This is a genomic window from Variovorax sp. 770b2 (genome assembly GCF_900115685.1).
GTDB lineage: Bacteria > Pseudomonadota > Gammaproteobacteria > Burkholderiales > Burkholderiaceae_C > Variovorax.
In genome coordinates this window covers 171,462-192,673 of sequence record NZ_FOXJ01000005.1, presented here as the reverse complement: position 1 = coordinate 192,673, position 21,212 = coordinate 171,462, and the positions used below count along the sequence as shown (strand labels likewise).

Here is a 21,212-nt window from a genome sequence, read left to right as displayed (position 1 = left end):
AACAACGGCACGATCAACACGTTGAGCGCGACCAACGTCAGCACCACCAACCTGACGGCAAGCCGCGCCACGATCAACACGATCAGCGCCACCAACGTCAGCACCACCAACCTGTCGGCAGCCAGCGCAACCATCAACGCACTGACCGCCAACACGATTGCCGCGACCACGGTGAACGCCAGCACGGTCAATGCGAGCACGGTGAACGCCACCACCGTGAACGCCAACACCGGCAACTTCCAGACGCTGACGGCCGCCAACGGCAACATCACGGTGCTGAACACGCAGACCGGCAACATCACCACGATCAACGCGGTGACCGGCAACGTCACCACCTTGAACGCAGGCACGGTGAACGTCACGGGCAACGTGTCGGCCGGCGGCACGATCACGGCGGGCAACGGCATGGTCGCCAACGGGCGCATCCAGAACGTGGCACCCGGCATCCTGCCGACGGACGCAGCCAACATGTCGCAGTTGAACCAGGTCCGCAACGAAGTGCAGGACATGCGCAAGACGAGCAGCACCGGTGCGGCCATCGCCCTGGCTGCCGCCTCGGTGCCGGCACTCGAAGCGGGCAAGAGCTTCGGCATCGGCGTGGGTGTGGGCTCCTACGACGGCCGCTCGGCGGTCGCCGCGGCAGCCAGCTTCCGCCTGAGCGAATCGGCCCAGATCAAGGTCAACTTCGGCAGCGGCACCACCGGCAAGGTGGGCGGCGGCATCGGCGCCTCCTGGGCTTGGTAATCCGACCCTGAGCACCCGCGGCGCCAACGCGCCGGGGGTGCTTGGGCAGGATGAAATCGAAGGCCGGCACCTATACTGGGTGACCGGTCTTTTTCGTTGCAGCAAGGGTCGGGGCCGGTGTCCTCGGCGGCCCTCCGACCCGTCCATCACATGGCTTCATGACCACCTCCTCCATCGCGCCCGTCGGCTCCGAAGACAACATCGAGGACAACGCGCCTCGCCTGCTGGAGCAAGGCCTCGTGCTGCACCGCCAGGGCCTGTTCGCCGAAGCACTGAAGGTCTACGAAAACCTGCTCGCCCGATTCCCCGGCCACGCCGACGCGCTGCACCTGACGGGCGAGGCGCTGTACCGGCAAGGCCGCCCGCGGCTGGCGCTCAACTACGTGAACCGGGCGATCGCGCAGTCGGCGCATCACTTCTACTTCAACACCCGCGCAACGATCTTCATGCACCTGGGCCTCCTGGCCGAGGCGCAGCAGGACCTGCGCCGCGCGATCAAGGCATTTCCGAACTACCCCGAGGCCTTCGTGAACCTGTCGGCGGTCTATCGCCAGCAGAAGAAATTCCGGCAGGCGCGCGAGGCCGCGGCCGATGCCACGCGCCTTGCGCCGCAGGTGCCCGCGGCATGGAACAACGCCGGCGCGATCGACATGGAACAAGACCGCTTCGATGAAGCCGTCGTGCAATTCCAGCAGGCCCTGAAGCTCGACGCGAACTACACCGCCGCGCACAAGAACATCGGCAAGATTCGCGCGCACCAGAAGGACTGGGCCGGTGCCCTCGCCTCGCTGGAACAGGCCGCGACCGACCGGCGCGACTTCGAGGCCTCGTACCTGCTGGCCAGGGCGCTGCTCAGCGCCGGCCGCACCGAAGACGCCATCGCGCCCATGCAGCACGCCATGCGCAACTGGCCGGCCGAAGAGCGCCACAAGGCGTTGTCCGACCCCGAAGGCGTGGCGGCGCTCTATGGCGTGTGCGGCGCACTCGAAGGCGTGTCGATGCGCTTCGCGGAATCGGCCGAGCTCTACCGGCTCGCGCTCGACAGCCTGCCGGAGCACGAGTTGCTGCTGAACAACCTGGGCACGGTGAACTTCCGGCTCGGCCATTTCGACACCGCCATCGAGGTGCTCAAGAAGGCACTCGAAGTGCACCCGAAGCAGGTGCTCGCGCGATGCAACCTGGGCGTGACCTACGTGATGGCCGGCCAGTCGGAAGCCGCCATTGCGGAGTTCGAGCAGTGCCTGCGCGACGATCCGAACTTCATGCCGGCCATGGTGTGGATGCTGGGCGAGAAGGCCCACATCGCCGACTGGCGCGGCGTGCCCGAACTGCGCGAAAAAATCGCCGCGCACCTGGACAATCCGGGCAACGACCAGACGGTGTCGTCGTTCATCCTGATGTCGAACTACGACGACGCGCGGCGGCTGATGACCTGGACGCAGCGCTCGGCCACGCTGGCCGACAGGAACGCGGGCATCAAGCCCTTTGCCGAGGCGGCCGATGCCGGCGCGCGCCGCACCTCGCCGCGCATCCGCGTGGGCTACTACTCGTTCGACTTTCGCAACCACCCGGTTGCGCACCTCACGGCGGAGCTCTTCGCCCGGCACGACCGCAAGGACTTCGAGGTGTTCGCGTACTCGTACGGGCCCGACGACGGCCACCCGGCGCGCGCGCGCATCGCCGCCTCGGTGGAGCATTTCGTGGACATGCAGGGCCAGTCGATCCAGCAGATGGCCGAGCGCATCCGCGAGGACGAGGTCGACATCCTGGTCGACCTGTCGGGCGACACGCGCGGCGCCAAGCCGCAGGTGATGGCCTACCACGCAGCGCCGGCGCAGCTCATGTGGCTGGGCTACATGGGCACCAGCGGCACGCCGAGCTACGACTACCTGGTGTCGGACAACTTCCTCTCGCCGCCGGGCACGGAAGACTGCTATTCGGAGAAGCTGCTGCGCCTGCCCGAGACCTTCCAGGTGATCGACTCGCAGCGCGCCACCAGCCCCGCGAAGGCCACGCGCGCCGACCACGGGCTGCCCGAGGACGCCTTCGTGCTGTGCAACTTCTCGCAGTCCTTCAAGATCCAGCCGGAGACCTTCGCTGCCTGGGTGCGCATCGTGCAGCGCATTCCGAACGCGGTGCTCTGGCTCGCGCAGGGCCCGGGCGGCTTCGAGCCCAACCTGCGCGCGCAGTGGGAGGCCGCGGGCCTGCCGGCCGAGCGGCTCGTCGTCTCGCCGCGCATGCCGATCGACAGGCACCTGGCCCGCATCGGCCTGGGCGACCTGTTCATCGACACCTTCCCCTACAGCAGCGGCGCGACCGCCAACGACGTGCTGTGGGCCGGCGTACCGCTCCTGGCGCTCACGGGCACCACGATGGTCTCGCGCATGGCGGGCAGCCTGCTGGGCGCCATCGGCCTGCCGGAGCTGGTGGCCACGAACCACGACGAGTACGTCCAGAAGGCCGTGCACTACGCCACGCACCCGGACGAACTGGCCGTGCTGCGCAGCCGGCTGGCCCAAGCGAAGGACGCCCGCCGCGGCTACTTCGACACGCCGCGCTTCGTGCGGCACCTGGAAGACGGGTTCAGGCAGATCGCCACACGCAGCCGTGAAGGGCTGCCGCCGGAGCACATCGGCGTTGCGCTGCGCCCTCTGGAGAAGTGAGCAATCGCGGGCATACTCGGCACTCCTTCAACAGCAGAGCTCCAGCAGCCTTTTGAATCATGAGCATCCTCAGTGAATTCAAGGAATTTGCCGTCAAGGGCAATGTCGTCGACCTTGCGGTCGGCGTGATCATCGGCGCGGCGTTCGGCAAGATCGTCGATTCGCTGGTCGCCGACATCATCATGCCGGTGATCGGCCTGGTGTTCGGCAAGCTCGATTTCTCCAACCTCTACGTGGTGCTGGGCACGGCACCCGCCGGCGTGGCGAACACGCTGGCCGACCTGAAGAAGGCCGGTGTTCCGGTGCTGGCCTACGGCAGCTTCATCACCGTGGCCGTCAACTTCGTGATCCTGGCTTTCATCATCTTCATGATGGTCAAGCAGATCAACAAGCTGCGCAAGACCGAAGAAGCAGCGCCCGCCGCACCGGCCGCAACGCCGGAAGACATCACGCTGCTGCGCGAAATCCGCGACAGCCTGAAGCGTCCCTAAGCGCTTCAGGCCCTTCAGGCCCTTCAGGCGCTTCCCAGCGTCCTTGCCATGCGAAGCGCCTCGACGAGGCTCGACGCATCGGCCAGGCCCGTGCCCGCGATATCGAACGCGGTGCCGTGATCGGGGCTGGTGCGCACCAGCGGCAGCCCCAGCGTCACATTCACGCCCTTCTCCACGCCGAGGTACTTGACCGGGATCAGGCCCTGGTCGTGGTACATCGCGATCACCACGTCGAACTCGCCGCTGCCCTGCACGCCGTGCTTGGCGCGGGCGCGCATGAACACGGTGTCGGGCGCATGGGGCCCGTTGGCGTCGATGCCTTCGGCGCGTGCCGCAGCGATGGCCGGCGCGATGGTCTCGCGCTCCTCCGAACCGAACAGGCCGCCCTCCCCCGCGTGCGGATTGAGACCCGCGACGCCGATGCGCGGCGCGCGGCCCAGCGCGTGGGAGAGCGCGCGGTGCGTGATCCGCAGCGTCTGCAGCACGCCCTCGAAATGCACGGCCTCGATGGCATCGCGCAGCGACATGTGGATGCTCACGAGCACCGTGCGCAGCTCGTCGTTGGCCAGCATCATGCGCACCGGCACCTCGGCCACGCTGCGGCCCATGTGCGCCGCGGCCTCGGCCTGCAACAGCTCGGTATGGCCGGGGTATGGGAAGCCGGCCGCGGCCAGGGCCTCCTTGTGCAGCGGCGCGGTCACGATGGCGGCGATTTCGCCGCGCAGCGCCGCCCGCGCGGCCCAGACCACGCAATCGCCCGCCGCGCGACCGGCCTCGGCGCTGATCTGGCCGAGCACGATGTTCGCTGGCGGCGCAATGACCTGCAGCACCGGGATGCAGCCGGGCGGCAGGGTGCCCACCTCGGCCACGGTCTCGATCTGCGCCACGGGCCATGCGGGCTGCCCCGGTCCGGCGAGTGCCTGCGATGCGCGCCGCAGCGTGGCCACGTCGCCGGCCACTAAGGCGCCACGGGTCGCATCGGGGGCGTCGCGGAAGGCCTTGGCGATGATCTCGGGACCGATGCCCGCGGGATCGCCCAGCGTGATGGCGATCGCGCCGCTCATTCGGAAACCTCCGCGCTCCGCGCGGCGGTGCGAGCTTGCTTGGGGCGGCCCGGCGCTGCGCTCATGCCGGGTTGTCGATGTCGATGAACTCGTGCTTCAGCCCGAGCTGCGCCGCCACGTGCGCGGCCACGGCCTGCGCGCCGTAGCGCTCGGTCGCGTGGTGCCCGCAGGCGAGAAACGCCACGCCCATCTCGCGCGCGTAGTGCGCCTGGGGCTCGGAGATCTCGCCGGTGATGAAGGCGTCGGCGCCGGCCGCGATGGCCGCCTCGAAGTAGCCCTGGGCGCCGCCGGTGCACCAGGCAATGTTCTTGATGGGGCGGTGCGCCGTATCGAGCAGGGTGACGGGGCGCTCGAGCACCTTCTCGACGTGCGTGGCCAGCGCCTTGGCGTTGGCGAAGTGCTCGCCGTTCTCTCGCGCGCCGAGAAAGCCCAGTTCCTGCTCCCCGAACCGCCCCGCCGAACCCGCGTGCGCCGCGAGCCCCAGCTGCAACCCGAGCTGCGCGTTGTTGCCCAGTTCCGGATGCGCATCGAGCGGCAGGTGGTACGCGAAGAGATTGACGTCGTCGCCGAGCAGGAGGCCCAGCCGCTGCTTCATCCAGCCGGTGACGCAGCCGTCCTGGCCGCGCCAGAACAGGCCGTGGTGAACGAAGATGGCATCGGCCTCGGCGTGGATCGCGGCCTCGATCAGCGCCCGGCTGGCGGTCACGCCCGAGACGATCTTGCGGACCACGGTGCGGCCTTCGACCTGCAGGCCGTTGGGTCCGTAGTCCTTGAAGCGCCCGGGGGCCAGCAACAGGTCGAATGCGTGGAGCAGTTCGTGGCGTGTGGTGCTCATCGCGACATTGTCGCGCTCCCCGGGGCCCCGGCGCCATCGCGCATGCCATGGCCGCGCGCGGCCAGTGGCCACAGCGCGAGCAGGAAGCCCAGCGCCGCCAGCGCGGCGACGTAGTGCGCCGGGGCCATCGTGTCGTGCTGCAGCCAGAGCGTGAGGATCACAGGCGTGAGCCCGCCGAAGACCGCGTACGACATGTTGTAGGCGAACGAGAGCCCGGTGAAGCGCACCGGCGCCGGGAAGGCGCGCACGCCCGCGATCGGCACCGTGGCGATGGTGCCCACGAAGAAACCCACCAGCCCGTAGTGCCAGAACAGCGTGGCCGGCGTGCCGGGCAGGCCCGTGTAGAACAGGTAGGCGGTCGCGAAGAGGCCGCCCCAGCCGACGAGCATCACCGCGCGCGTGCCGATGCGGTCGCTGGCCCAGCCGACGATCACGCAGCCGATGGTCAGGGTCAGCGTGGCGAGCGCGTTGGCCTCGAGCGCCAGCGCGGCCGGGATGTGGTGCACCTTCTGCAGGTAGGTGGGCGTGTACAGCACCACCACCACGATCGCGGCCGACAGCACCCAGGTCTGCAGCGCGACGTACACGCAAGCCAGCCGGTGCTCCCGCAGCACGGTGCGCAGCGGCAGCTCGCGGGCGACCGACTTCAGGCCGGCCAGCTCCTTGAACACCGGCGTCTCGTGCAGAAAGCGGCGCAGGTACACTGACACCAGCCCGAACACGCCGCCCAGGATGAAGGGAATGCGCCAGGCGAAATCGCTCACCTCCCCGGGCGAGTAATGCCGGTTGATGGCCACCGCGACCAGCGAGCCCAGCAGGATGCCGCCGGTGATGCCCGAGGTCAGCGCGCCGATGCCGAAGCCGTAGCGCCTGGCGGGCACGTGCTCGCCGACGAACACCCAGGCGCCGGGCATTTCGCCGCCGATGGCCGCGCCCTGCAGCACGCGCATCGCCAGCAGCAGGAGGGGCGCCGCCACGCCGATGCCCGCGTAGGTGGGCAGGAGGCCGATCACCAGCGTGGGCGCGGCCATGAGGAAGATCGACAGTGTGAACATGCGCTTGCGGCCCAGCAGGTCGCCGAAATGCGCGATGACGATGCCGCCCACGGGGCGCGCCAGGTAGCCGGCCGCGAAGATGCCGAAGGTCTGCAGTTGCCGCAGCCACTCGGGCATGTCGGCGGGAAAGAAGAGCCCGCCCAGCACCGTGGCGAAGAAGACGTAGATGACGAAGTCGTAGAACTCCAGCGTTCCGCCGAGGGCTGAAAGGGCGAGGGTCTTGTAGTCGCGCGCATCGAGGGTGCGCGCCGGGGCGGGCTTTGCGCCGTCCGGGAGGGTTGCTTCTGAAGTCATGGCTGGCAGGGAAATCGTGACCGCGCGCGCCGGGCCGTGGAACCGGATGGGAAACTGAACATGGCGCGCTGACGAAACGCCTGGCCGCATCCGCCGGGTGGGCAGCGCGGGAGGCCGGGAAAAGAGCAGCCCGGGTGCGGCTGCGCCGCGATGCTAGGGGTTATCCCGTATTCACGCGGGCTGCGCTTTCCAATCTCGACCGTGCCGCGCGGTCTATCGCTGCTGCCATTGAGGGACAATTGCGAACGACGCGCCCTTCAGCGGCTCCTTCGAACGCCTTTTTTTATCAAGTTTTCATGAAACGCACCTGGCTGCTCTTTGCCCAAGCCGTGACCGTCCTGCTGGCGGCCTACTTCGTCGTCGCGACGCTCAAGCCCGAATGGATCAACAAGCGCTCGACGTCGCTCGGCGGCGTGGTGTCGATCGTCCAGGCGCCGGTCGGGGCCCCGAGCGTGCCGGCCGCCGGCAGCCTCAGCGCAGCGGCCAAGAAGGCCTCGCCGGCGGTCGTGAGCATCAACACCAGCAAGGCGGCGCAGCGCCATCCGCGCAGCAACGACCCGTGGTTCCGCTTCTTCTTCGGCGACCAGGCCGACCAGCCCCAGGTGGGCCTGGGCAGCGGCGTGATCGTGAGCACCGACGGCTACATCCTCACCAACAACCACGTGGTCGAGGGCGCCGACGAGATCGAGGTGACCCTGAACGACAGCCGCCACGCGCGCGGCAAGGTGATCGGCACCGACCCCGACACCGACCTGGCCGTGCTGAAGATCGAGCTCGACAAGCTCCCGGTCATCGTTCTGGGCAACTCCGACGAACTGCTGGTGGGCGACCAGGTGCTGGCCATCGGCAACCCCTTCGGCGTGGGCCAGACCGTGACCAGCGGCATCGTCTCGGCGCTGGGCCGCAACCAGCTGGGCATCAACAACTTCGAGAACTTCATCCAGACCGACGCGGCCATCAACCCGGGCAACTCGGGCGGCGCGCTGATCGACGTCAACGGCAACCTGCAGGGCATCAACACCGCGATCTATTCGCGCTCGGGCGGCAGCATGGGCATCGGCTTCGCCATTCCGGTGTCGATGGCCAAGATCGTGCTCGAGGGCATCGTGAAGGAAGGCCAGGTACGCCGCGGCTGGATCGGCGTGGAGCCGAACGACCTGTCGCCCGAACTGGCCGAGACCTTCGGCGTGAAGGCCGATGCGGGCGTGATCATCACCGGCGTGCTGCAGAACGGCCCCGCCGCCAAGGCCGGCATCCGGCCGGGCGACGTGATCACCTCGGTGGGCGAGAAGAAGACCGACAGCGTGCAGGCCCTGCTGACAGCCGTGGCGGGCCTGAAGCCCGGCGACACGGCGCGCTTCGCGCTGCAGCGCGGCAGCGACAAGATGGAACTGGACGTGACGCCGGGGCTCAGGCCGAAGAGCCCGGTCCGGCAGGTGCCCAATCAGCAGGAATAAAAGGCTCGCCCCCAGGCTTCGCGCACTTCGTGTCGCTTCGCCTCCCCCTGACGGGGGCAACACCTGCGGGCCGGCAAAGCCGGTTCCGCGGTGTTTCCGGCAAAGGCGGGGTTCAGTGAAGGCTCAGCTTGACGCCGAAGAATCGGCGTTTTCCTCTTCTTCAGGCTTCTTGCCGCTCTGCGCAAAGTAGCGCGCGCCGATGATGCCCACCTCGTACAGCAGGCACATCGGCACCGCGAGCGCTAGCTGCGAGACCACATCGGGCGGTGTCAGCACCGCGGCCACCACGAAGGCCACCACGATGAAGTAGCCGCGGAAGGACTTCAGCTTCTCGATGGTCACCATCTCGAAGCGCACCAGCAGCATCACGACGATCGGCACCTGGAAGGCGACGCCGAACGCGATGTAGAGCGACAGGATCGCCTCCACGTACGACGAGATGTCGGGCGTGGCCGCCACCGCCGCGGGCGTGAACTTCTGGATGAAGCTGAACATCTTGTCCAGCACGAAGAACTGCACGAACGCAATGCCGGAGTAGGCCAGCAGGCTGCCGAAGAAGATCAGCGGCAGCGCAAAACGCTTCTCGTGGCTGTAGAGGCCGGGCGCCACGAACATCCAGGCCTGGTACATGAGCCACGGCAGCGCCAGCAGCACGGCCGTCATCATCAGTACCTTGAGCGGCACGAAGAACGGCGAGAACACGCCGATGGCGATGAGCTTGGCATCCGGCGGCATGTGCGCGCGGATGGGCATCGCGATCAGGTCGATCAGCCCGCCCGGACCGGGCCAGATGGACAGCAGGATGCCCGCGATCACCAGGCCGTAGACACAGTAGAGCAGGCGGTCGCGAAGCTCGACCAGGTGCTGCACGAACGGCTGCTCGGTGCCCGCCAGCTCGTCTTCTTTGTCTTTGTTCTTGTCGTCGGAATCGGCCATTGGGAAAGGAAAGAGCGTGGCTTCGGCCGGCGTGCGGCAAGCAAGAAACGCGGGGGTGTTGAAGCGCTAGTTGATCTTGTGGGGGCGAAAGCGCGCTACTCGCGCCGCACCCGACAACGCCTTGGTACGCACGCCGTTGCGCGCCTTGTACCAATTCGGCGTGGCGCCCTGCTTCAGGCGCCAGTTCTTGCGGGGGTGCCTGTATTCGGGCATCACGGGTTCGGGCTCGGCCAGGGCCGAGAGCGTTTCGCCGGAGCCGGAGAACTGCTTTTCGAATTCGCTCGCACCGGTGTGGATGTTGTGCTCGACATCGCGCGCCGCATCCTCCACGGTGGTCTTCATCTTGCGGAGCTCATCGAGCTCCATCGAGCGGTTGACTTCGGCCTTGACGTCGTTCACGTAGCGCTGCGCCTTGCCCAGCAGCGTGCCCACCGTGCGGGCCACGCGCGGCAGCTTCTCCGGCCCGATGACGATCAGTGCCACGACGCCGATCAGCGCCAGCTTCTCAATGCCGAGGTCGAGCACGTGCGGTCCGCGCTCAGGACTTCTGACGCGCTTCGACGTCGATCGTCTTGTCGCTGTTGGCCGGCTGGCCGGTCACTTGCGCCGCAGGGGCCGACGAAGCGGCGGATGCGTCGGTGGTGGGATTGCCGTTGGCATCCTTCATGCCGTCCTTGAAGCCCTTGACGGCGCCACCAAGGTCCGAACCCATGTTCCGCAGCTTCTTGGTGCCGAAGATCATGACCACGACGAGCAGCACGATCAGCCAGTGCCAGATAGAAAAAGAACCCATGGAAGACTCCTAAGAATGTGTCCGATTTTAGTCGGGGTGAATGTGACAGTTTGGCTTAATGAAAGTCAGCCGCGAAGCCATGGCCGGGGACCGCCCATGACGTGCACATGGAGATGGTGAACCTCCTGCCCGCCCTCGGTGCCGGTATTGATGACGACGCGGTAGCCGCCGTCCGGATAGGGCCTGCAGCCCTGCTCCAGCGCCAGCTTGGGCGCCAGGGTCATGATCTTGCCCATGAGCGCGGCGTCTTCGGGCGCGAGCTGGGCCATCGAGGCGATGTGCTTCTTGGGCACCAGCATGAAATGCACCGGCGCCCAGGGCGCGATGTCGTGGAAACCGAACAGGTCCTCGTCTTCGTAGACCTTGCGCGAAGGGATCTTTCCCTCGACGATTTTGCAGAAAACGCAGTTCGGATCAGATGACATCTTTGGGTTCCATCGGGCGGTTGTCGTTCATGCGGATCATGCCTTTCACGATCCGGTACAGGAACCACAGCGAAATCAGGCTCCAGGCGATCCAGCCCGGAATGAAAAAGAGCAGCCACAGCCACGAGGTGACGATGTACAGCAGGCCGGCCCAGAGCACCGAGCGGATGCGCCAGCTGAAGTGCGAGGCCTGCCAGGTGCCGGCCGCGTCGTCGCGCTTGACGAAATCAATCACCAGGGCCACGAGCAGGATGACGACGGAGGCCTGCGCCCCCGGCACGACCGCGCCGATGGCCACGATCAGGTGCAGGATGTAGCTCACCCAGCCCCAGGTCTTGAGCGATTCGTCGGGTTCCACGTTCACGATGTCGTTGGCCATGGGATGTCCTTTCAATCGTTGCTTGCTTCGCGGGCCTGCACCTTGCGCAGGGCCTTTTCCTCGATGCCGCTGGTGCCTTCGCGGCGCTCGAGCTCCGCGACGACCTCGGCCGGCGAGAAGCCGTAGTGCGCCAGCGCCACCATGGTGTGGAACCACAGGTCGGCCACTTCGTTCACTATTTTGGAGCGGTCGCCGCCGTGGTCGGCGTCCTTGGCAGCCATCACGACCTCGGTGGCTTCCTCGCCGATCTTCTTCAAGAAGGCGTCGGGACCCTTGTGCAGGAGGCGCGCGACGTAGCTCTTCTCGGGGTCGCCGCCGTTGGCGGGCAGGCGGGTCTCGATGACCGCGGCCAGGCGTGCGAGGCCATCGGAAGTGTTGGGGGTGGTGTTCACGGTGCCGGTCATTTGTAGATCGCCTGCGGGTCTTTCAAGACCGGCTCGACCACGGTCCACTGGCCCTTTTCGTACTTGCTGAAAAAGCAGCTGTGGCGGCCCGTGTGGCAGGCGATGCCGGGCTCGTGGCCCAGCTGGGTGACCTTGAGCAGCACCACGTCGTTGTCGCAGTCCATGCGGATCTCGTGCACGGTCTGCACGTGGCCCGATTCCTCGCCCTTGAACCACAGCTTGTTGCGCGAGCGGCTGAAATACACCGCGCGGCCCAGCTCGGCGGTCTTTTCGAGCGCCTCGCGGTTCATCCAGGCGAACATCAGCACGTCGTTGCTGCCTTGTTCCTGCGCGATGACCGGCACCAGGCCGTTCGCGTCCCACTTCACTTCATCGAGCCAATTCATGGGGGGTATTGTCGGGGATGGGGTAAAGACCCCTCAGCGGTCGATTCGCACCGGGATGCCCCGCGCGGCCATGCGGGCTTTCGCCTCGCCCACGGTGTGCTCGCCGTAGTGAAAGATGCTGGCCGCCAGCACCGCATCGGCGCCGCCGGTCTGGATGCCGTCGGCCAGGTCGTCCAGGTTGCCGACGCCGCCCGATGCGATGACGGGCACGCTCACCGCATCGCTCACCGCGCGGGTGAGTTCCAGGTCGAAGCCGCTCTTCGTGCCGTCGCGGTCCATGCTGGTGAGCAGGATCTCGCCCGCGCCGCGGCGCGCCATCTCGGTGGCCCATTGCACGGCGTCCAGGCCGGTGTTCTTGCGGCCGCCGTGGCTGTACACGTCCCAGCCCGGGCCGCGCGTGGCGGCTTCTTCGGGCGTGCGGCGCTTGGCATCGATGGCCACCACGATGCACTGCGAGCCATATTTCTGCGACGCGTCGTTGATCACCTGCGGATCGGCGATGGCCGCCGAGTTGAAGCTGGTCTTGTCCGCCCCCGCATTGAGGAGCCGCCGCACATCGGCCACCGTGCGCACCCCGCCGCCCACCGTGAGCGGAATGAACACCTGCGAGGCCACCGCCTCGATGATCGGCAGGATCAGGTCGCGCCCGTCGCTGGTGGCGGTGATGTCCAGGAAGGTGAGTTCGTCGGCGCCCTGCGCGTTGTAGCGCGCGGCGATCTCCACCGGATCGCCGGCATCGCGCAGTTCGAGGAAGTTGACGCCCTTGACGACACGGCCGCCGGTGACGTCGAGGCAGGGAATGATGCGTTTGGCAAGCATGGGGATTTGAACCGGAAGGAAATCAGAGGACGGTGAGCTGTTGCCAGCCCTGCCATTGGGCGCCGGGCGCCAGCGTCACTTGCTCGTCGATGCGGGCCGCCTCGACGCAGAGCATGTGGCGATAGCCGTCGGCCGGCATGTCGGGCAGCCTGGCGCAGAGTTCGGCGCCGGGGTTCCACACCACGGTTTCGGTGCAGCTCGCGCTTTGGGCAATCTCGAGCGTGCCGCTCGGTTGCACCAGGCGCAGCGGTTTCGCCGGTGCGGCATAGACGCTGTCGAACTCGGCATCGAACCGCAATGCGGCAGAGGTCTCCACATGGCGGTCGTCGCGCAGCGAATCCCAGCGGTTGGCGCCCTCCAGGCCTTCGAGCCGCGCCTGGGCGATGTCGTCCACGCGCAGGTAGGAATGCAGCGCCGCGGCAAAGGCCCAGGGCGCGTGGTCGATGTTGGTGAGCGTGAGCGCGATGCGCAACCGCCCCGGGGCCAGTGTCACGTCCAGGCGTGCCTCGAAAGCGTGCGGCCAGAGCGCCCGCGTGGCCTCGTTGTCGCGCAACCGAAACACCAGCGTGCCGGCCGCGGTGTCGGCGGGCTGCGGCTCCCAAGGCAAATTGCGCATGAAGCCATGCTTGGGCAGCATGCCGCGCATGTTGAACTGGGGGCAGCAAATGGGCACGCCGGCGCGGATCGCGGTCTTTCCGTCGAACACGGCGCGCGGGCTGATGAAGAACCTTTCCCCTCCGTCGGCCGTGGTCCACGAGAGCACCTGCGCGCCATGCAGGGCCACGGTGAGCGTGCTCGCATCGGCGCCGGTGGCACGGACCGCGGGTTGGCCGCGAAAGTCGATCGGGGTGATTTCCATGTGAGGAATTGTAGGCAGGACCCGTGTCATGGCACGGAATTGGCATCAGGGGCCCATTGCGCGCCGGGGGCCTTCTTGGATACCCTGTGCCCCTCTAAAAACACTCACACATCCAAAGGGGAATCTCATGAAGAAAAAGCTGCCGATGGCCGCCTGGATCCTGATTGCCATGGTGCTCGGCATCGTCGTCGGCTACATGATCTTCTCCAGCTTCCCGGACAAGAAGGCCGCCAAGGAAATCGCGGACTACGTGTCCATCGTCTCGGACGTGTTCCTTCGCCTCATCAAGATGCTGATCGGCCCGCTGGTGTTCTCCACGCTGGTGGTGGGCATCGCGCACATGGGCGATGCCAAGTCGGTGGGCCGCGTGTTCGGCAAGGCCATCGGCTGGTTCCTCACCGCCTCGCTGATCTCGCTGGTCATCGGCCTCATCATGGCCAACCTGCTCAAGCCCGGCGAGAACCTGGGGCTGCCGCTGCCCGACATCGGCGCCTCGGCCAACCTGGCCACCTCCAAGTTCACGCTCAAGGACTTCGTGAGCCACACGGTGCCCAAGTCGTTCGTCGAAGCCATGGCCAACAACGAGATCCTGCAGATCGTGGTGTTCTCGATGTTCTTCGGCGTGGCGCTCGCCTCGCTCGGCGACAAGGCCAAGACGCTGGTTGCCGCCATCGAGGAGCTCTCGCACGCGATGCTCAAGATCACCGGCTACGTGATGAAGCTCGCCCCGCTCGCCGTGCTGGCCGCCATGGCCGCCACCGTGGCCGTCAACGGCCTGGGCATCCTCCTGAAGTTCGCCGTGTTCATGGGCGACTTCTACCTGGGCCTCTTCGTGCTGTGGAGCGTGCTGGTGCTGGCGGGTTTCCTGTTCCTCGGGCCGCGCGTGTTCAAGCTCCTGGTGCTCATCAAGGAAGCCTTCCTGCTGTCGTTCGCCACCGCCAGTTCCGAGGCCGCGTACCCCAAGATCCTGCAGGCGCTCGACCGTTTCGGCGTCAAACGCAAGATCTCCAGCTTCGTGATGCCGATGGGCTACTCGTTCAACCTGGACGGCTCGATGATGTACTGCACCTTCGCCGTGCTCTTCATCGCGCAGGCCTACAACATCCACATGCCGATCAGCACGCAGGTCACCATGCTGCTGATCCTCATGCTCACTTCCAAGGGCATGGCCGGCGTACCGCGCGCCTCGCTGGTGGTGATTGCCGCCACGCTGAACCACTTCGACATTCCCGAGGCCGGCCTGCTCTTGATCCTGGGCGTGGACACCTTCCTGGACATGGGCCGCTCGGCCACCAACGCGGTGGGCAACTCCATCGCCACCGCGGTGGTCGCCAAGTGGGAGGGCGAGCTGCTCTCCGAGGGCGATGCCGAGGTCAACGCCCGGGCGATCGACGAGGAAGCCAACGCCACCCTCGCCCACCCGGCGCACGCGTGAGGCGCGCCATGAAGCCCAAGGCCACGCTGTCGGTTCTCCTCGCCGGACTGCTGGCGGCTGCCGCGCTTGCCATCGCGCCTGCACCGGCGCAGGCGCAGGAACAGCTCACCGGCACGCTCGCCAAGGCGCGCGAGTCGGGCGCCATCACCATCGGCTACCGCGAGTCGTCGGTGCCCTTCTCGTACCTCAATGCGCGCAAGGAGCCGATCGGCTATTCGATCGAGCTGTGCCGCGCACTGGTCACGGCCATCGAGGACGCGGTGAACAAGAGCCTCGCGATCAAGTGGGTGCCGGTCACTTCAGATTCGCGCATCGACGCCGTCGCCAGCGGCAAGGTCGACCTGGAGTGCGGCTCCACCACCAACAACCTCGAACGCCAGAAGCGCGTGAGCTTCTCGCCCACGATGTTCGTCTCCGGCACCAAGGTGCTGGTGAAGAAGGGCGCGCCGATCAAGTCGTTCCGCGACCTGGCCGGGAAGAAGGTGGCCGTGACGGCCGGCACCACCAACGAGAAGACGCTGCGCGAGCTGTCGGAGAAGTTCAAGCTGGGCATCAACCTGCAGGTGGCGCGCGACCATGCGGAATCGTTCGGGCTCGTGAAAAGCGGCCAGGCCGATGCCTTCGCCACCGACGACGTGCTGCTCTACGGCCTCATCGCGCAGGACGCCGCCAAGGCCGACTACGAGGTGGTGGGCGACTTCCTCTCCTACGACCCCTACGGGATCATGTACCGCAAGGGCGATGCGCCACTGGCCAAGGTGGTCAACGACACCTTCCAGGTGCTGGCCGAAGACGGCGAGATCGAGCGGCAGTACAAGCGCTGGTTCCTGCGCAAGCTGCCCTCGGGGGAAAGCATCAACCTGCCGATGAGCGCGCAGCTGGAGACGATCATCCAGACGATGTCGGTGAAGGCCGAGTAGGCCCCTGCGCCCGCCGCCGGGCCGCCCCAAGGCGGTCCGCGCCACCCCCTCGGGGGTGGCGAATTACGCGAAGCGAAAAGCCGGGGGGTCCCGCAGACTTATCGCGCCGGCCACTCCCAGCGCGGGATTTCGCTCATGTCGAGATTGGCGATGCGGGTCTCGCCGAACTGTTTTTCGAGCACCACGGGCTGCAGGCCCTCGCTGTCGTCCAACGCGGCGATCAGGCGCGCCGCGTGCGACACCACGATCACCTGCGACTGCCGCGCGGCTTGCGCGATGAGACGGCCGAGCGCGGGCAGCAGATCCGGATGCAGGCTGGTCTCGGGCTCGTTGAGCACCAGCAGCGCGGGCGGGCGGGGCGTCAGCAGCGCCGCGATCCACAACAGGTAGCGCAGGGTGCCGTCCGAGAGTTCGGCGGCCGTCAGGGGCCGGAGGAGCCCGTGCTGGTGCATCAGCGTCCGGAAGCGGTCGCCCTCGGCCTCGACTTCCAAGCGAGCACCCGGGAAGGCATCGTCCACGGCGCGATCGAGTGCCTCGCCGTCGCCGATCTCGCGAATGGTCTGCAGCGCGGCGGCCAGGTCGGCGCCGTCGTTGGCGAGCACCGGCGTGTAGGTGCCCAGTTGCGGCTGCCGGGCCGGCGCATCGGCGTCGGAGCGAAAGTGGTCGTAGAAGCGCCAGGAGCGCATCTGCTCCCGCAGCGTGAGCATCTCGGGCGCGTCGCGCGGGTCGGCATGCTCGGTCATCATGCTGGCGAAGGCGGGGATCGGCCGGCCCACGGCCTGCCAGCCCTTGCCTTCGCGCAGCCGGAGCGCGCCGCCCTTGCGGTCGACCAGTTGCGTCGAAGGCCGCAGCAGCGGGCCGCTCCAGATGGCCTCGTGTTTGATCTGCGGGTCGCGCGAAAAAGCCGTCGATGGAATCGGCGGCGGCAGGCCGATGTCGATGGCGTAGCCGAAATCCTCCGCCTGGGCGCCGGCGAACCCCAGCTTCAGCGCGACCGGTTCGCTGCGCGTGGTGCCCTGCACCGGCACGTCGCCGCGCAGCATCGCCGCCGAGAAGCGCTCGGGCCCGGCCCACAGCGTGGAAGACAGCCCGCCTTCGCGCACCAGCGAGCGGATCACCCCGCCATTGGCGATATCGGCCAGGAGCCGCATCGCGCGGTACACGCTCGACTTGCCGCTGCCGTTGGCGCCCGTCACCACCGTGAGGCGGCCCAGCGGCACCGTCAGCTGGCGCAGCGACCGGTAGTTGGCAATGGCGAGCGCGGAGAGCACGCGCTACAGGGCTTGGAGGAGAAAGGCCTCAGGCGCCGGCCAGCTCGTCCGCGCGCGCCTGGGCGGCGGCGAAGTCGAGGTCGCCCGAGTAGATGGCGCGTCCGCAGATCACGCCCTCCACGCCTTCGAACTCGACCGCGCAGAGCTGGTCGATGTCGGCCATGTTCGAGAGGCCGCCCGAGGCGATCACCGGAATGCTCAGCGCCTGCGCGAGCTTGACGGTCGCCTCGATGTTGATGCCCGAGAGCATGCCGTCGCGGCCGATGTCGGTGTAGATGATCGATTCGACGCCGTAGTCCTCGAACTTCTTGCCGAGGTCTGCCACCTCGTGGCCCGTGAGCTTGCTCCAGCCGTCGGTGGCGACCTTGCCGTCCTTGGCATCCAGGCCCACGATGATGTGGCCGCCGAAGGCGCTGCAGGCGTCCTTCAGGAACCCCGGGTTCTTGACCGCGGCGGTGCCGATGATCACGTAGCGCAGGCCGTCGTCGATGTAGCGCTCGATGGTGTCCAGGTCGCGGATGCCGCCGCCCAGCTGCACCGGGATGTCGTCGCCGACTTCCTTCAGGATCGCCTTGATTGCCGCGTGGTTCTGCGGCTTGCCGGCGAAGGCGCCGTTCAGGTCGACCAGGTGCAGCCGCCGCGCGCCGGCGGTGACCCACTTGCGGGCCATGGCGGCGGGGTCTTCGCTGAAGATGGTGGACTGGTCCATGTCGCCTTGTTTGAGGCGAACGCAGTGGCCGTCTTTGAGATCAATGGCGGGAATGAGGAGCATGGTGCCGGTCAGCAGAAGCGAAGGTTCAAGAAAGAAGGACGGGATTGTTCAAGGACACCACGGAACCGGCTTTGCCGGGCCGTCGGTGTCGCCCCCGGTAGGGGGTTGGCGAAGCGGACACGCAGTGCCGCGCAGCCTGGGGGCGAACAACAAGTCATGGATTCCAGTGGAGGAAATTTCTGTAGAGCTGCAGCCCGTGGTCCGCACTCTTCTCCGGGTGGAACTGGGTGGCAAAAATGTTATCGCGTGCGATGGCTGCGGTAAAGCTCGCGCCGTAATCGGCTTCGCCCACGCTGTGCCGGGCGTCGGCCGGCCGCGCGTAGAAGCTGTGCACGAAGTAGAAATAGCTCTGGTCGGGAATTCCCGCCCACACCGCGTGCGGCTGGGCCTGGCGCACCTGGTTCCAGCCCATCTGCGGCACCTTGAAGCGGCTGCCGTCGGCCTGCAGGCGACCGGCCAGTTCGAACTTGATGACCTCACCCGGTATGAGGCCAAGGCCGTCGGTCGGGCCCTCGTCGCTGCGCGACAGCAGCATCTGCATGCCCACGCACACGCCGAAGAGCGGCTTGCTCGCCGCCGCCTCGAGCACCGATTCCTGAAGACCGGAGTCGCGCAGCTCGCGCATGCAGTCGGGCATCGCGCCCTGCCCCGGCAGCACCACGCGGGTTGCCTTGCGCACCACGTCCGGATCGGAGGTGACGAACACCTCCACGCCCACCTGGTCGGCCGCATGGCGCACGGCCTGCGACACCGAATGCAGGTTGCCCATGCCGTAGTCGACGACCGCGACGGTATTTGCTACTGATTTCATAGCTGTTCGCCGGCGGCTTTCAGAGCGAACCCTTGGTCGAGGGAATGACGCCGACGGAGCGCGGATCCAGCTCCAGCGCGCCGCGCATGGCACGGGCGAAGGCCTTGAAGACGGTCTCGCACTGGTGGTGCGCGTTCACGCCCTTCAGGTTGTCGATGTGCAGCGTGACGAAGGCGTGGTTCACGAAACCCTGGAAGAACTCGTAGGTGAGCTGGCTGTCGAAGGTGCCGATCATCCCGCTGGTGAAGGGCACGTGCATCACGAGGCCGGGGCGGCCCGAGAAGTCGATGACCACGCGGCTGAGCGCCTCGTCCAGCGGCACGTAGGCATGGCCGTAGCGGCGGATGCCCTTCTTGTCGCCGATGGCCTGGGCCACGGCCTGGCCGAAGGTAATGCCCACGTCTTCCACCGTGTGATGGCCGTCGATGTGCAGGTCGCCCTGGCAGTCGATGTCCAGGTCGATCAGCCCGTGGCGGGCGATCTGGTCGAGCATGTGGTCGAAGAAGCCGATGCCGGTGGAAAGCTTGGCCTTGCCGGTGCCGTCGAGGTTCACGCTGACGGTGATCTTCGTCTCGGCGGTGTTGCGGGTGACCGACGCGATGCGGTCGGTGCTCTGTGGGGTGGTCATAGTGAGGCTTCGAGTGCCGCCAGCATCCGCGCATTCTCGTCGGCCGTTCCGACGGTCAGGCGCAGGCAATTTGCCAGCAGTTCGTGCATTTTAGAAACGTTCTTCACCAACACCCCCTGGGTCTTCATGCCCTCGAAGGTCTTGGCGGCATCCGGGACGCGCAAAAGGATCATGTTGGCGTCGCTCGGCCAGGTCTTCACGCCGGGCAGCCGGCCCAGGCCCGTCATCAGGCGCTCGCGCTCCTCGCGGATCTGCCGGGCCTGCGCCTCGAACACCTCGGTGTGTTCCAGCGCGAAGAGCGCGCACTCGCAGTTGAGCACGCTGATGTTGTAGGGCGGGCGCACCTTGTCGACCTCCGCGACCAGCGCGGCCGGCCCCATGAGGTAGCCCAGGCGGATGCCGGCCAGGCCGAACTTGCTGAGCGTGCGCATCAAGAGCACGTGGCCGTGCCTGGCGAGCCGGTCGATGTAGCTCTTGGCGGCGAAGGGCTGGTAGGCCTCGTCGATCACCACCAGGCCGCCCTGCGCGCCCTGGGCCTGCACGATCTTCTCGACGACGGCGTCGTCCCAGAGGTTGGCGGTCGGGTTGTTCGGGTAGGCCAGGTAGACGATGGCGGGCTTCTCGCGCGCGATGGCGGCCAGCATGGCGGCCTCGTCGAGCTCGAAGTCGGCCGTGAGCGGCACGCCCACGAAGCGAAGGCCCTGCAGCTGGGCGCTCATGGCGTACATGACGAAGCCGGGCACGGGCGCGATCACCGTGGCGCCGGGCTGGTCGCAGGCGATGGCCAGGAGCGAGATCAGTTCGTCCGAGCCGTTGCCCAGCATCAGGCTGAAACCTTCGGGCATCTGCGCATGCGCGGCCAGCGCGCGCTGCAGGTCGGCGCCGCGGTCGCCCGGGTAGCGGTTGAGCGCCAGCGCGCCCAGCCGCGCGCCGAGCTCGGCCTGCAGCGCGGGCGGCAGGCCGAAGGGGTTTTCCATTGCGTCGAGCTTGATGAAGCCGCGCGCGTCCTGCACGGCATAGGCGTGCATGGCGCGCACGTCGGCGCGGATGCGCTGGAGCGCGGGGAGAGAGTCAGACATAGGAGGATCGCTGGGGGTCGAAGACCATCGGGTGGTCGTTGGCGTCGAACAGGTCGAGCAGTTCGCCGAAGCCGCCCTCGCGCCTGGCCAGCGCGTATTCGGCTTCGGAGATGAGGTTGACGGTCAGCGTGGCGATGCCCTCGCCCTCGTCCACCGCGACGCCCGAGAGCATGCGCGCGTCGGGGCCGTAGATCGGCGAGAGGAACAGGAAGGTCTGGAACCCGCAGAACGACAGCGGCGGCTCGGGCATCGGCACGCGGTGGCCGCTGGCCAGGAAGAAGCGGTCGAAGGCCGGCAGCTTGGCGAGCCAGCGCAGGTTCGAGATGTATTCGGGGTTCAGGTCGCGCACGTACCAGACCAGCTCGGCCCCGCGCGTCATGCCCTCGGGCAGGCCGTTGGGCGGCGCGGGCATGAGCCGGTCGCTCATGCCGTTGGTGACGAGCACGTAGCCTGGGTCGTTGCCGGCGTCGGCGTCGGCGTCGGCGTCGGCGTCGGCGTCGCAGTCTTCGACGAAATTGCGGCCGAAGGCGTGGATGTCGACGCGGTGCTCGGCATCGGCGCTGTCCAGGAAGGTCTGCTCGGGCTCGTCTTCCAGCGCGTCGAGCATGGCCTGCAGGCGCAGTTGGGCGCGCGTGGGCGTCGCGGCTTTCGCGCCGCCCGCCAGGGCCTTTTTCAGTCTGTCGAGCATGGGG

24 protein-coding genes are annotated in these 21,212 nt (G+C 67.3%); 6 read left to right on the top strand and 18 right to left on the bottom strand.

Annotation, left to right across the window (positions count from 1 at the left end):
- The 3 genes from BM133_RS24845 to mscL form a co-directional block, all read left to right on the top strand.
- On the top strand, nt 1-744 hold a 744-nt coding region (locus BM133_RS24845; RefSeq protein ID WP_177224933.1), incomplete at its 5' end, for a YadA-like family protein.
- A gap of 158 nt (nt 745-902) precedes the next feature.
- On the top strand, nt 903-3,407 hold the full coding sequence (locus BM133_RS24840; protein WP_093439811.1) for a tetratricopeptide repeat protein: 2,505 nt from the start codon (nt 903-905) through the stop codon (nt 3,405-3,407).
- Nucleotides 3,408-3,466: 59 nt separating this feature from the next.
- Complete coding sequence (gene mscL / locus BM133_RS24835) at nt 3,467-3,898, top strand: large conductance mechanosensitive channel protein MscL (RefSeq protein ID WP_093439808.1); 432 nt, start codon at nt 3,467-3,469, stop codon at nt 3,896-3,898.
- Nucleotides 3,899-3,921: 23 nt separating this feature from the next.
- Here the strand turns inward: mscL and pdxA are convergent, their stop codons facing one another.
- The 3 genes from pdxA to BM133_RS24820 all read right to left on the bottom strand — a co-directional run bounded on the left by pdxA (nt 3,922) and on the right by BM133_RS24820 (nt 7,146).
- A complete protein-coding gene (gene pdxA / locus BM133_RS24830; RefSeq protein ID WP_093439806.1) occupies nt 3,922-4,962 on the bottom strand; it encodes a 4-hydroxythreonine-4-phosphate dehydrogenase PdxA in 1,041 nt (346 codons plus the stop codon).
- Between the two features lie 61 nt (nt 4,963-5,023).
- A complete protein-coding gene (locus BM133_RS24825; RefSeq protein WP_093439803.1) occupies nt 5,024-5,797 on the bottom strand; it encodes a Nif3-like dinuclear metal center hexameric protein in 774 nt (257 codons plus the stop codon).
- Entirely contained in the window at nt 5,794-7,146 is a 1,353-nt protein-coding gene (locus tag BM133_RS24820) for an MFS transporter (RefSeq protein WP_093439801.1), read from the bottom strand. The genes BM133_RS24825 and BM133_RS24820 overlap by 4 nt, the downstream gene beginning before the upstream one ends.
- Nucleotides 7,147-7,442: 296 nt before the next feature.
- Between BM133_RS24820 and BM133_RS24815 the strand changes: the two genes are divergently transcribed.
- Nucleotides 7,443-8,603 carry a S1C family serine protease gene (locus BM133_RS24815; protein ID WP_093439799.1) on the top strand — a complete coding sequence of 387 codons (1,161 nt, stop codon included), beginning with the start codon at nt 7,443-7,445 and terminating at the stop codon, nt 8,601-8,603.
- 123 nt (nt 8,604-8,726) lie between these two features.
- Here the strand turns inward: BM133_RS24815 and tatC are convergent, their stop codons facing one another.
- The 9 genes from tatC to BM133_RS24770 form a co-directional block, all read right to left on the bottom strand.
- Complete coding sequence (gene tatC, locus BM133_RS24810) at nt 8,727-9,539, bottom strand: twin-arginine translocase subunit TatC (RefSeq protein ID WP_093439797.1); 813 nt, start codon at nt 9,537-9,539, stop codon at nt 8,727-8,729.
- A 66-nt stretch (nt 9,540-9,605) separates the two neighbouring features.
- A complete protein-coding gene (gene tatB / locus BM133_RS24805) occupies nt 9,606-10,064 on the bottom strand; it encodes a Sec-independent protein translocase protein TatB (protein WP_093439794.1) in 459 nt (152 codons plus the stop codon).
- 13 nt (nt 10,065-10,077) lie between these two features.
- On the bottom strand, nt 10,078-10,332 hold the full coding sequence (gene tatA / locus BM133_RS24800) for a Sec-independent protein translocase subunit TatA (RefSeq protein WP_093439792.1): 255 nt from the start codon (nt 10,330-10,332) through the stop codon (nt 10,078-10,080).
- 65 nt (nt 10,333-10,397) lie between these two features.
- Nucleotides 10,398-10,757 (bottom strand): histidine triad nucleotide-binding protein, encoded by a 360-nt coding sequence (locus BM133_RS24795; protein ID WP_093439789.1) that lies wholly within the window; start codon nt 10,755-10,757, stop codon nt 10,398-10,400.
- Nucleotides 10,747-11,136 carry a DUF4870 family protein gene (locus tag BM133_RS24790; protein WP_093439787.1) on the bottom strand — a complete coding sequence of 130 codons (390 nt, stop codon included), beginning with the start codon at nt 11,134-11,136 and terminating at the stop codon, nt 10,747-10,749. The genes BM133_RS24795 and BM133_RS24790 overlap by 11 nt, the downstream gene beginning before the upstream one ends.
- A gap of 11 nt (nt 11,137-11,147) precedes the next feature.
- A complete protein-coding gene (locus BM133_RS24785; RefSeq protein WP_093439784.1) occupies nt 11,148-11,540 on the bottom strand; it encodes a phosphoribosyl-ATP diphosphatase in 393 nt (130 codons plus the stop codon).
- Nucleotides 11,537-11,935: a phosphoribosyl-AMP cyclohydrolase gene (hisI, locus tag BM133_RS24780; RefSeq protein WP_177224946.1), complete on the bottom strand. Its 399-nt coding sequence runs from the start codon at nt 11,933-11,935 to the stop codon at nt 11,537-11,539. The genes BM133_RS24785 and hisI overlap by 4 nt, the downstream gene beginning before the upstream one ends.
- 24 nt (nt 11,936-11,959) lie before the next feature.
- Nucleotides 11,960-12,745, bottom strand: coding sequence for an imidazole glycerol phosphate synthase subunit HisF (gene hisF, locus BM133_RS24775; protein ID WP_093439779.1), 786 nt, complete (start codon nt 12,743-12,745; stop codon nt 11,960-11,962).
- Between the two features lie 22 nt (nt 12,746-12,767).
- Entirely contained in the window at nt 12,768-13,604 is an 837-nt protein-coding gene (locus tag BM133_RS24770) for a D-hexose-6-phosphate mutarotase (protein ID WP_093439776.1), read from the bottom strand.
- A 127-nt stretch (nt 13,605-13,731) separates the two neighbouring features.
- Between BM133_RS24770 and BM133_RS24765 the strand changes: the two genes are divergently transcribed.
- Complete coding sequence (locus BM133_RS24765) at nt 13,732-15,039, top strand: dicarboxylate/amino acid:cation symporter (protein ID WP_093439774.1); 1,308 nt, start codon at nt 13,732-13,734, stop codon at nt 15,037-15,039.
- Between the two features lie 8 nt (nt 15,040-15,047).
- A complete protein-coding gene (locus tag BM133_RS24760) occupies nt 15,048-15,959 on the top strand; it encodes an amino acid ABC transporter substrate-binding protein (protein ID WP_093439771.1) in 912 nt (303 codons plus the stop codon).
- Nucleotides 15,960-16,057: 98 nt separating this feature from the next.
- On the opposite strand, the gene BM133_RS24755 is transcribed toward BM133_RS24760, so the two are convergent.
- From BM133_RS24755 to BM133_RS24730, 6 genes are all read right to left on the bottom strand, one after another.
- A complete protein-coding gene (locus BM133_RS24755; RefSeq protein ID WP_093439769.1) occupies nt 16,058-17,230 on the bottom strand; it encodes an AAA family ATPase in 1,173 nt (390 codons plus the stop codon).
- A gap of 28 nt (nt 17,231-17,258) precedes the next feature.
- Nucleotides 17,259-18,002: a 1-(5-phosphoribosyl)-5-[(5-phosphoribosylamino)methylideneamino]imidazole-4-carboxamide isomerase gene (hisA, locus tag BM133_RS24750; protein WP_093439766.1), complete on the bottom strand. Its 744-nt coding sequence runs from the start codon at nt 18,000-18,002 to the stop codon at nt 17,259-17,261.
- Between the two features lie 154 nt (nt 18,003-18,156).
- The gene (gene hisH / locus BM133_RS24745) at nt 18,157-18,813 is read right to left on the bottom strand and encodes an imidazole glycerol phosphate synthase subunit HisH (RefSeq protein ID WP_093439763.1); all 657 of its coding nucleotides are present in this window, start codon (nt 18,811-18,813) and stop codon (nt 18,157-18,159) included.
- Between the two features lie 19 nt (nt 18,814-18,832).
- On the bottom strand, nt 18,833-19,441 hold the full coding sequence (gene hisB / locus BM133_RS24740; protein ID WP_093439761.1) for an imidazoleglycerol-phosphate dehydratase HisB: 609 nt from the start codon (nt 19,439-19,441) through the stop codon (nt 18,833-18,835).
- Nucleotides 19,438-20,520 (bottom strand): histidinol-phosphate transaminase, encoded by a 1,083-nt coding sequence (gene hisC / locus BM133_RS24735; protein WP_093439758.1) that lies wholly within the window; start codon nt 20,518-20,520, stop codon nt 19,438-19,440. Before hisC ends, hisB begins: the two co-directional genes overlap by 4 nt.
- On the bottom strand, nt 20,513-21,208 hold the full coding sequence (locus tag BM133_RS24730; protein ID WP_177224932.1) for a suppressor of fused domain protein: 696 nt from the start codon (nt 21,206-21,208) through the stop codon (nt 20,513-20,515). Before BM133_RS24730 ends, hisC begins: the two co-directional genes overlap by 8 nt.
- Nucleotides 21,209-21,212 lie beyond the last annotated feature (4 nt).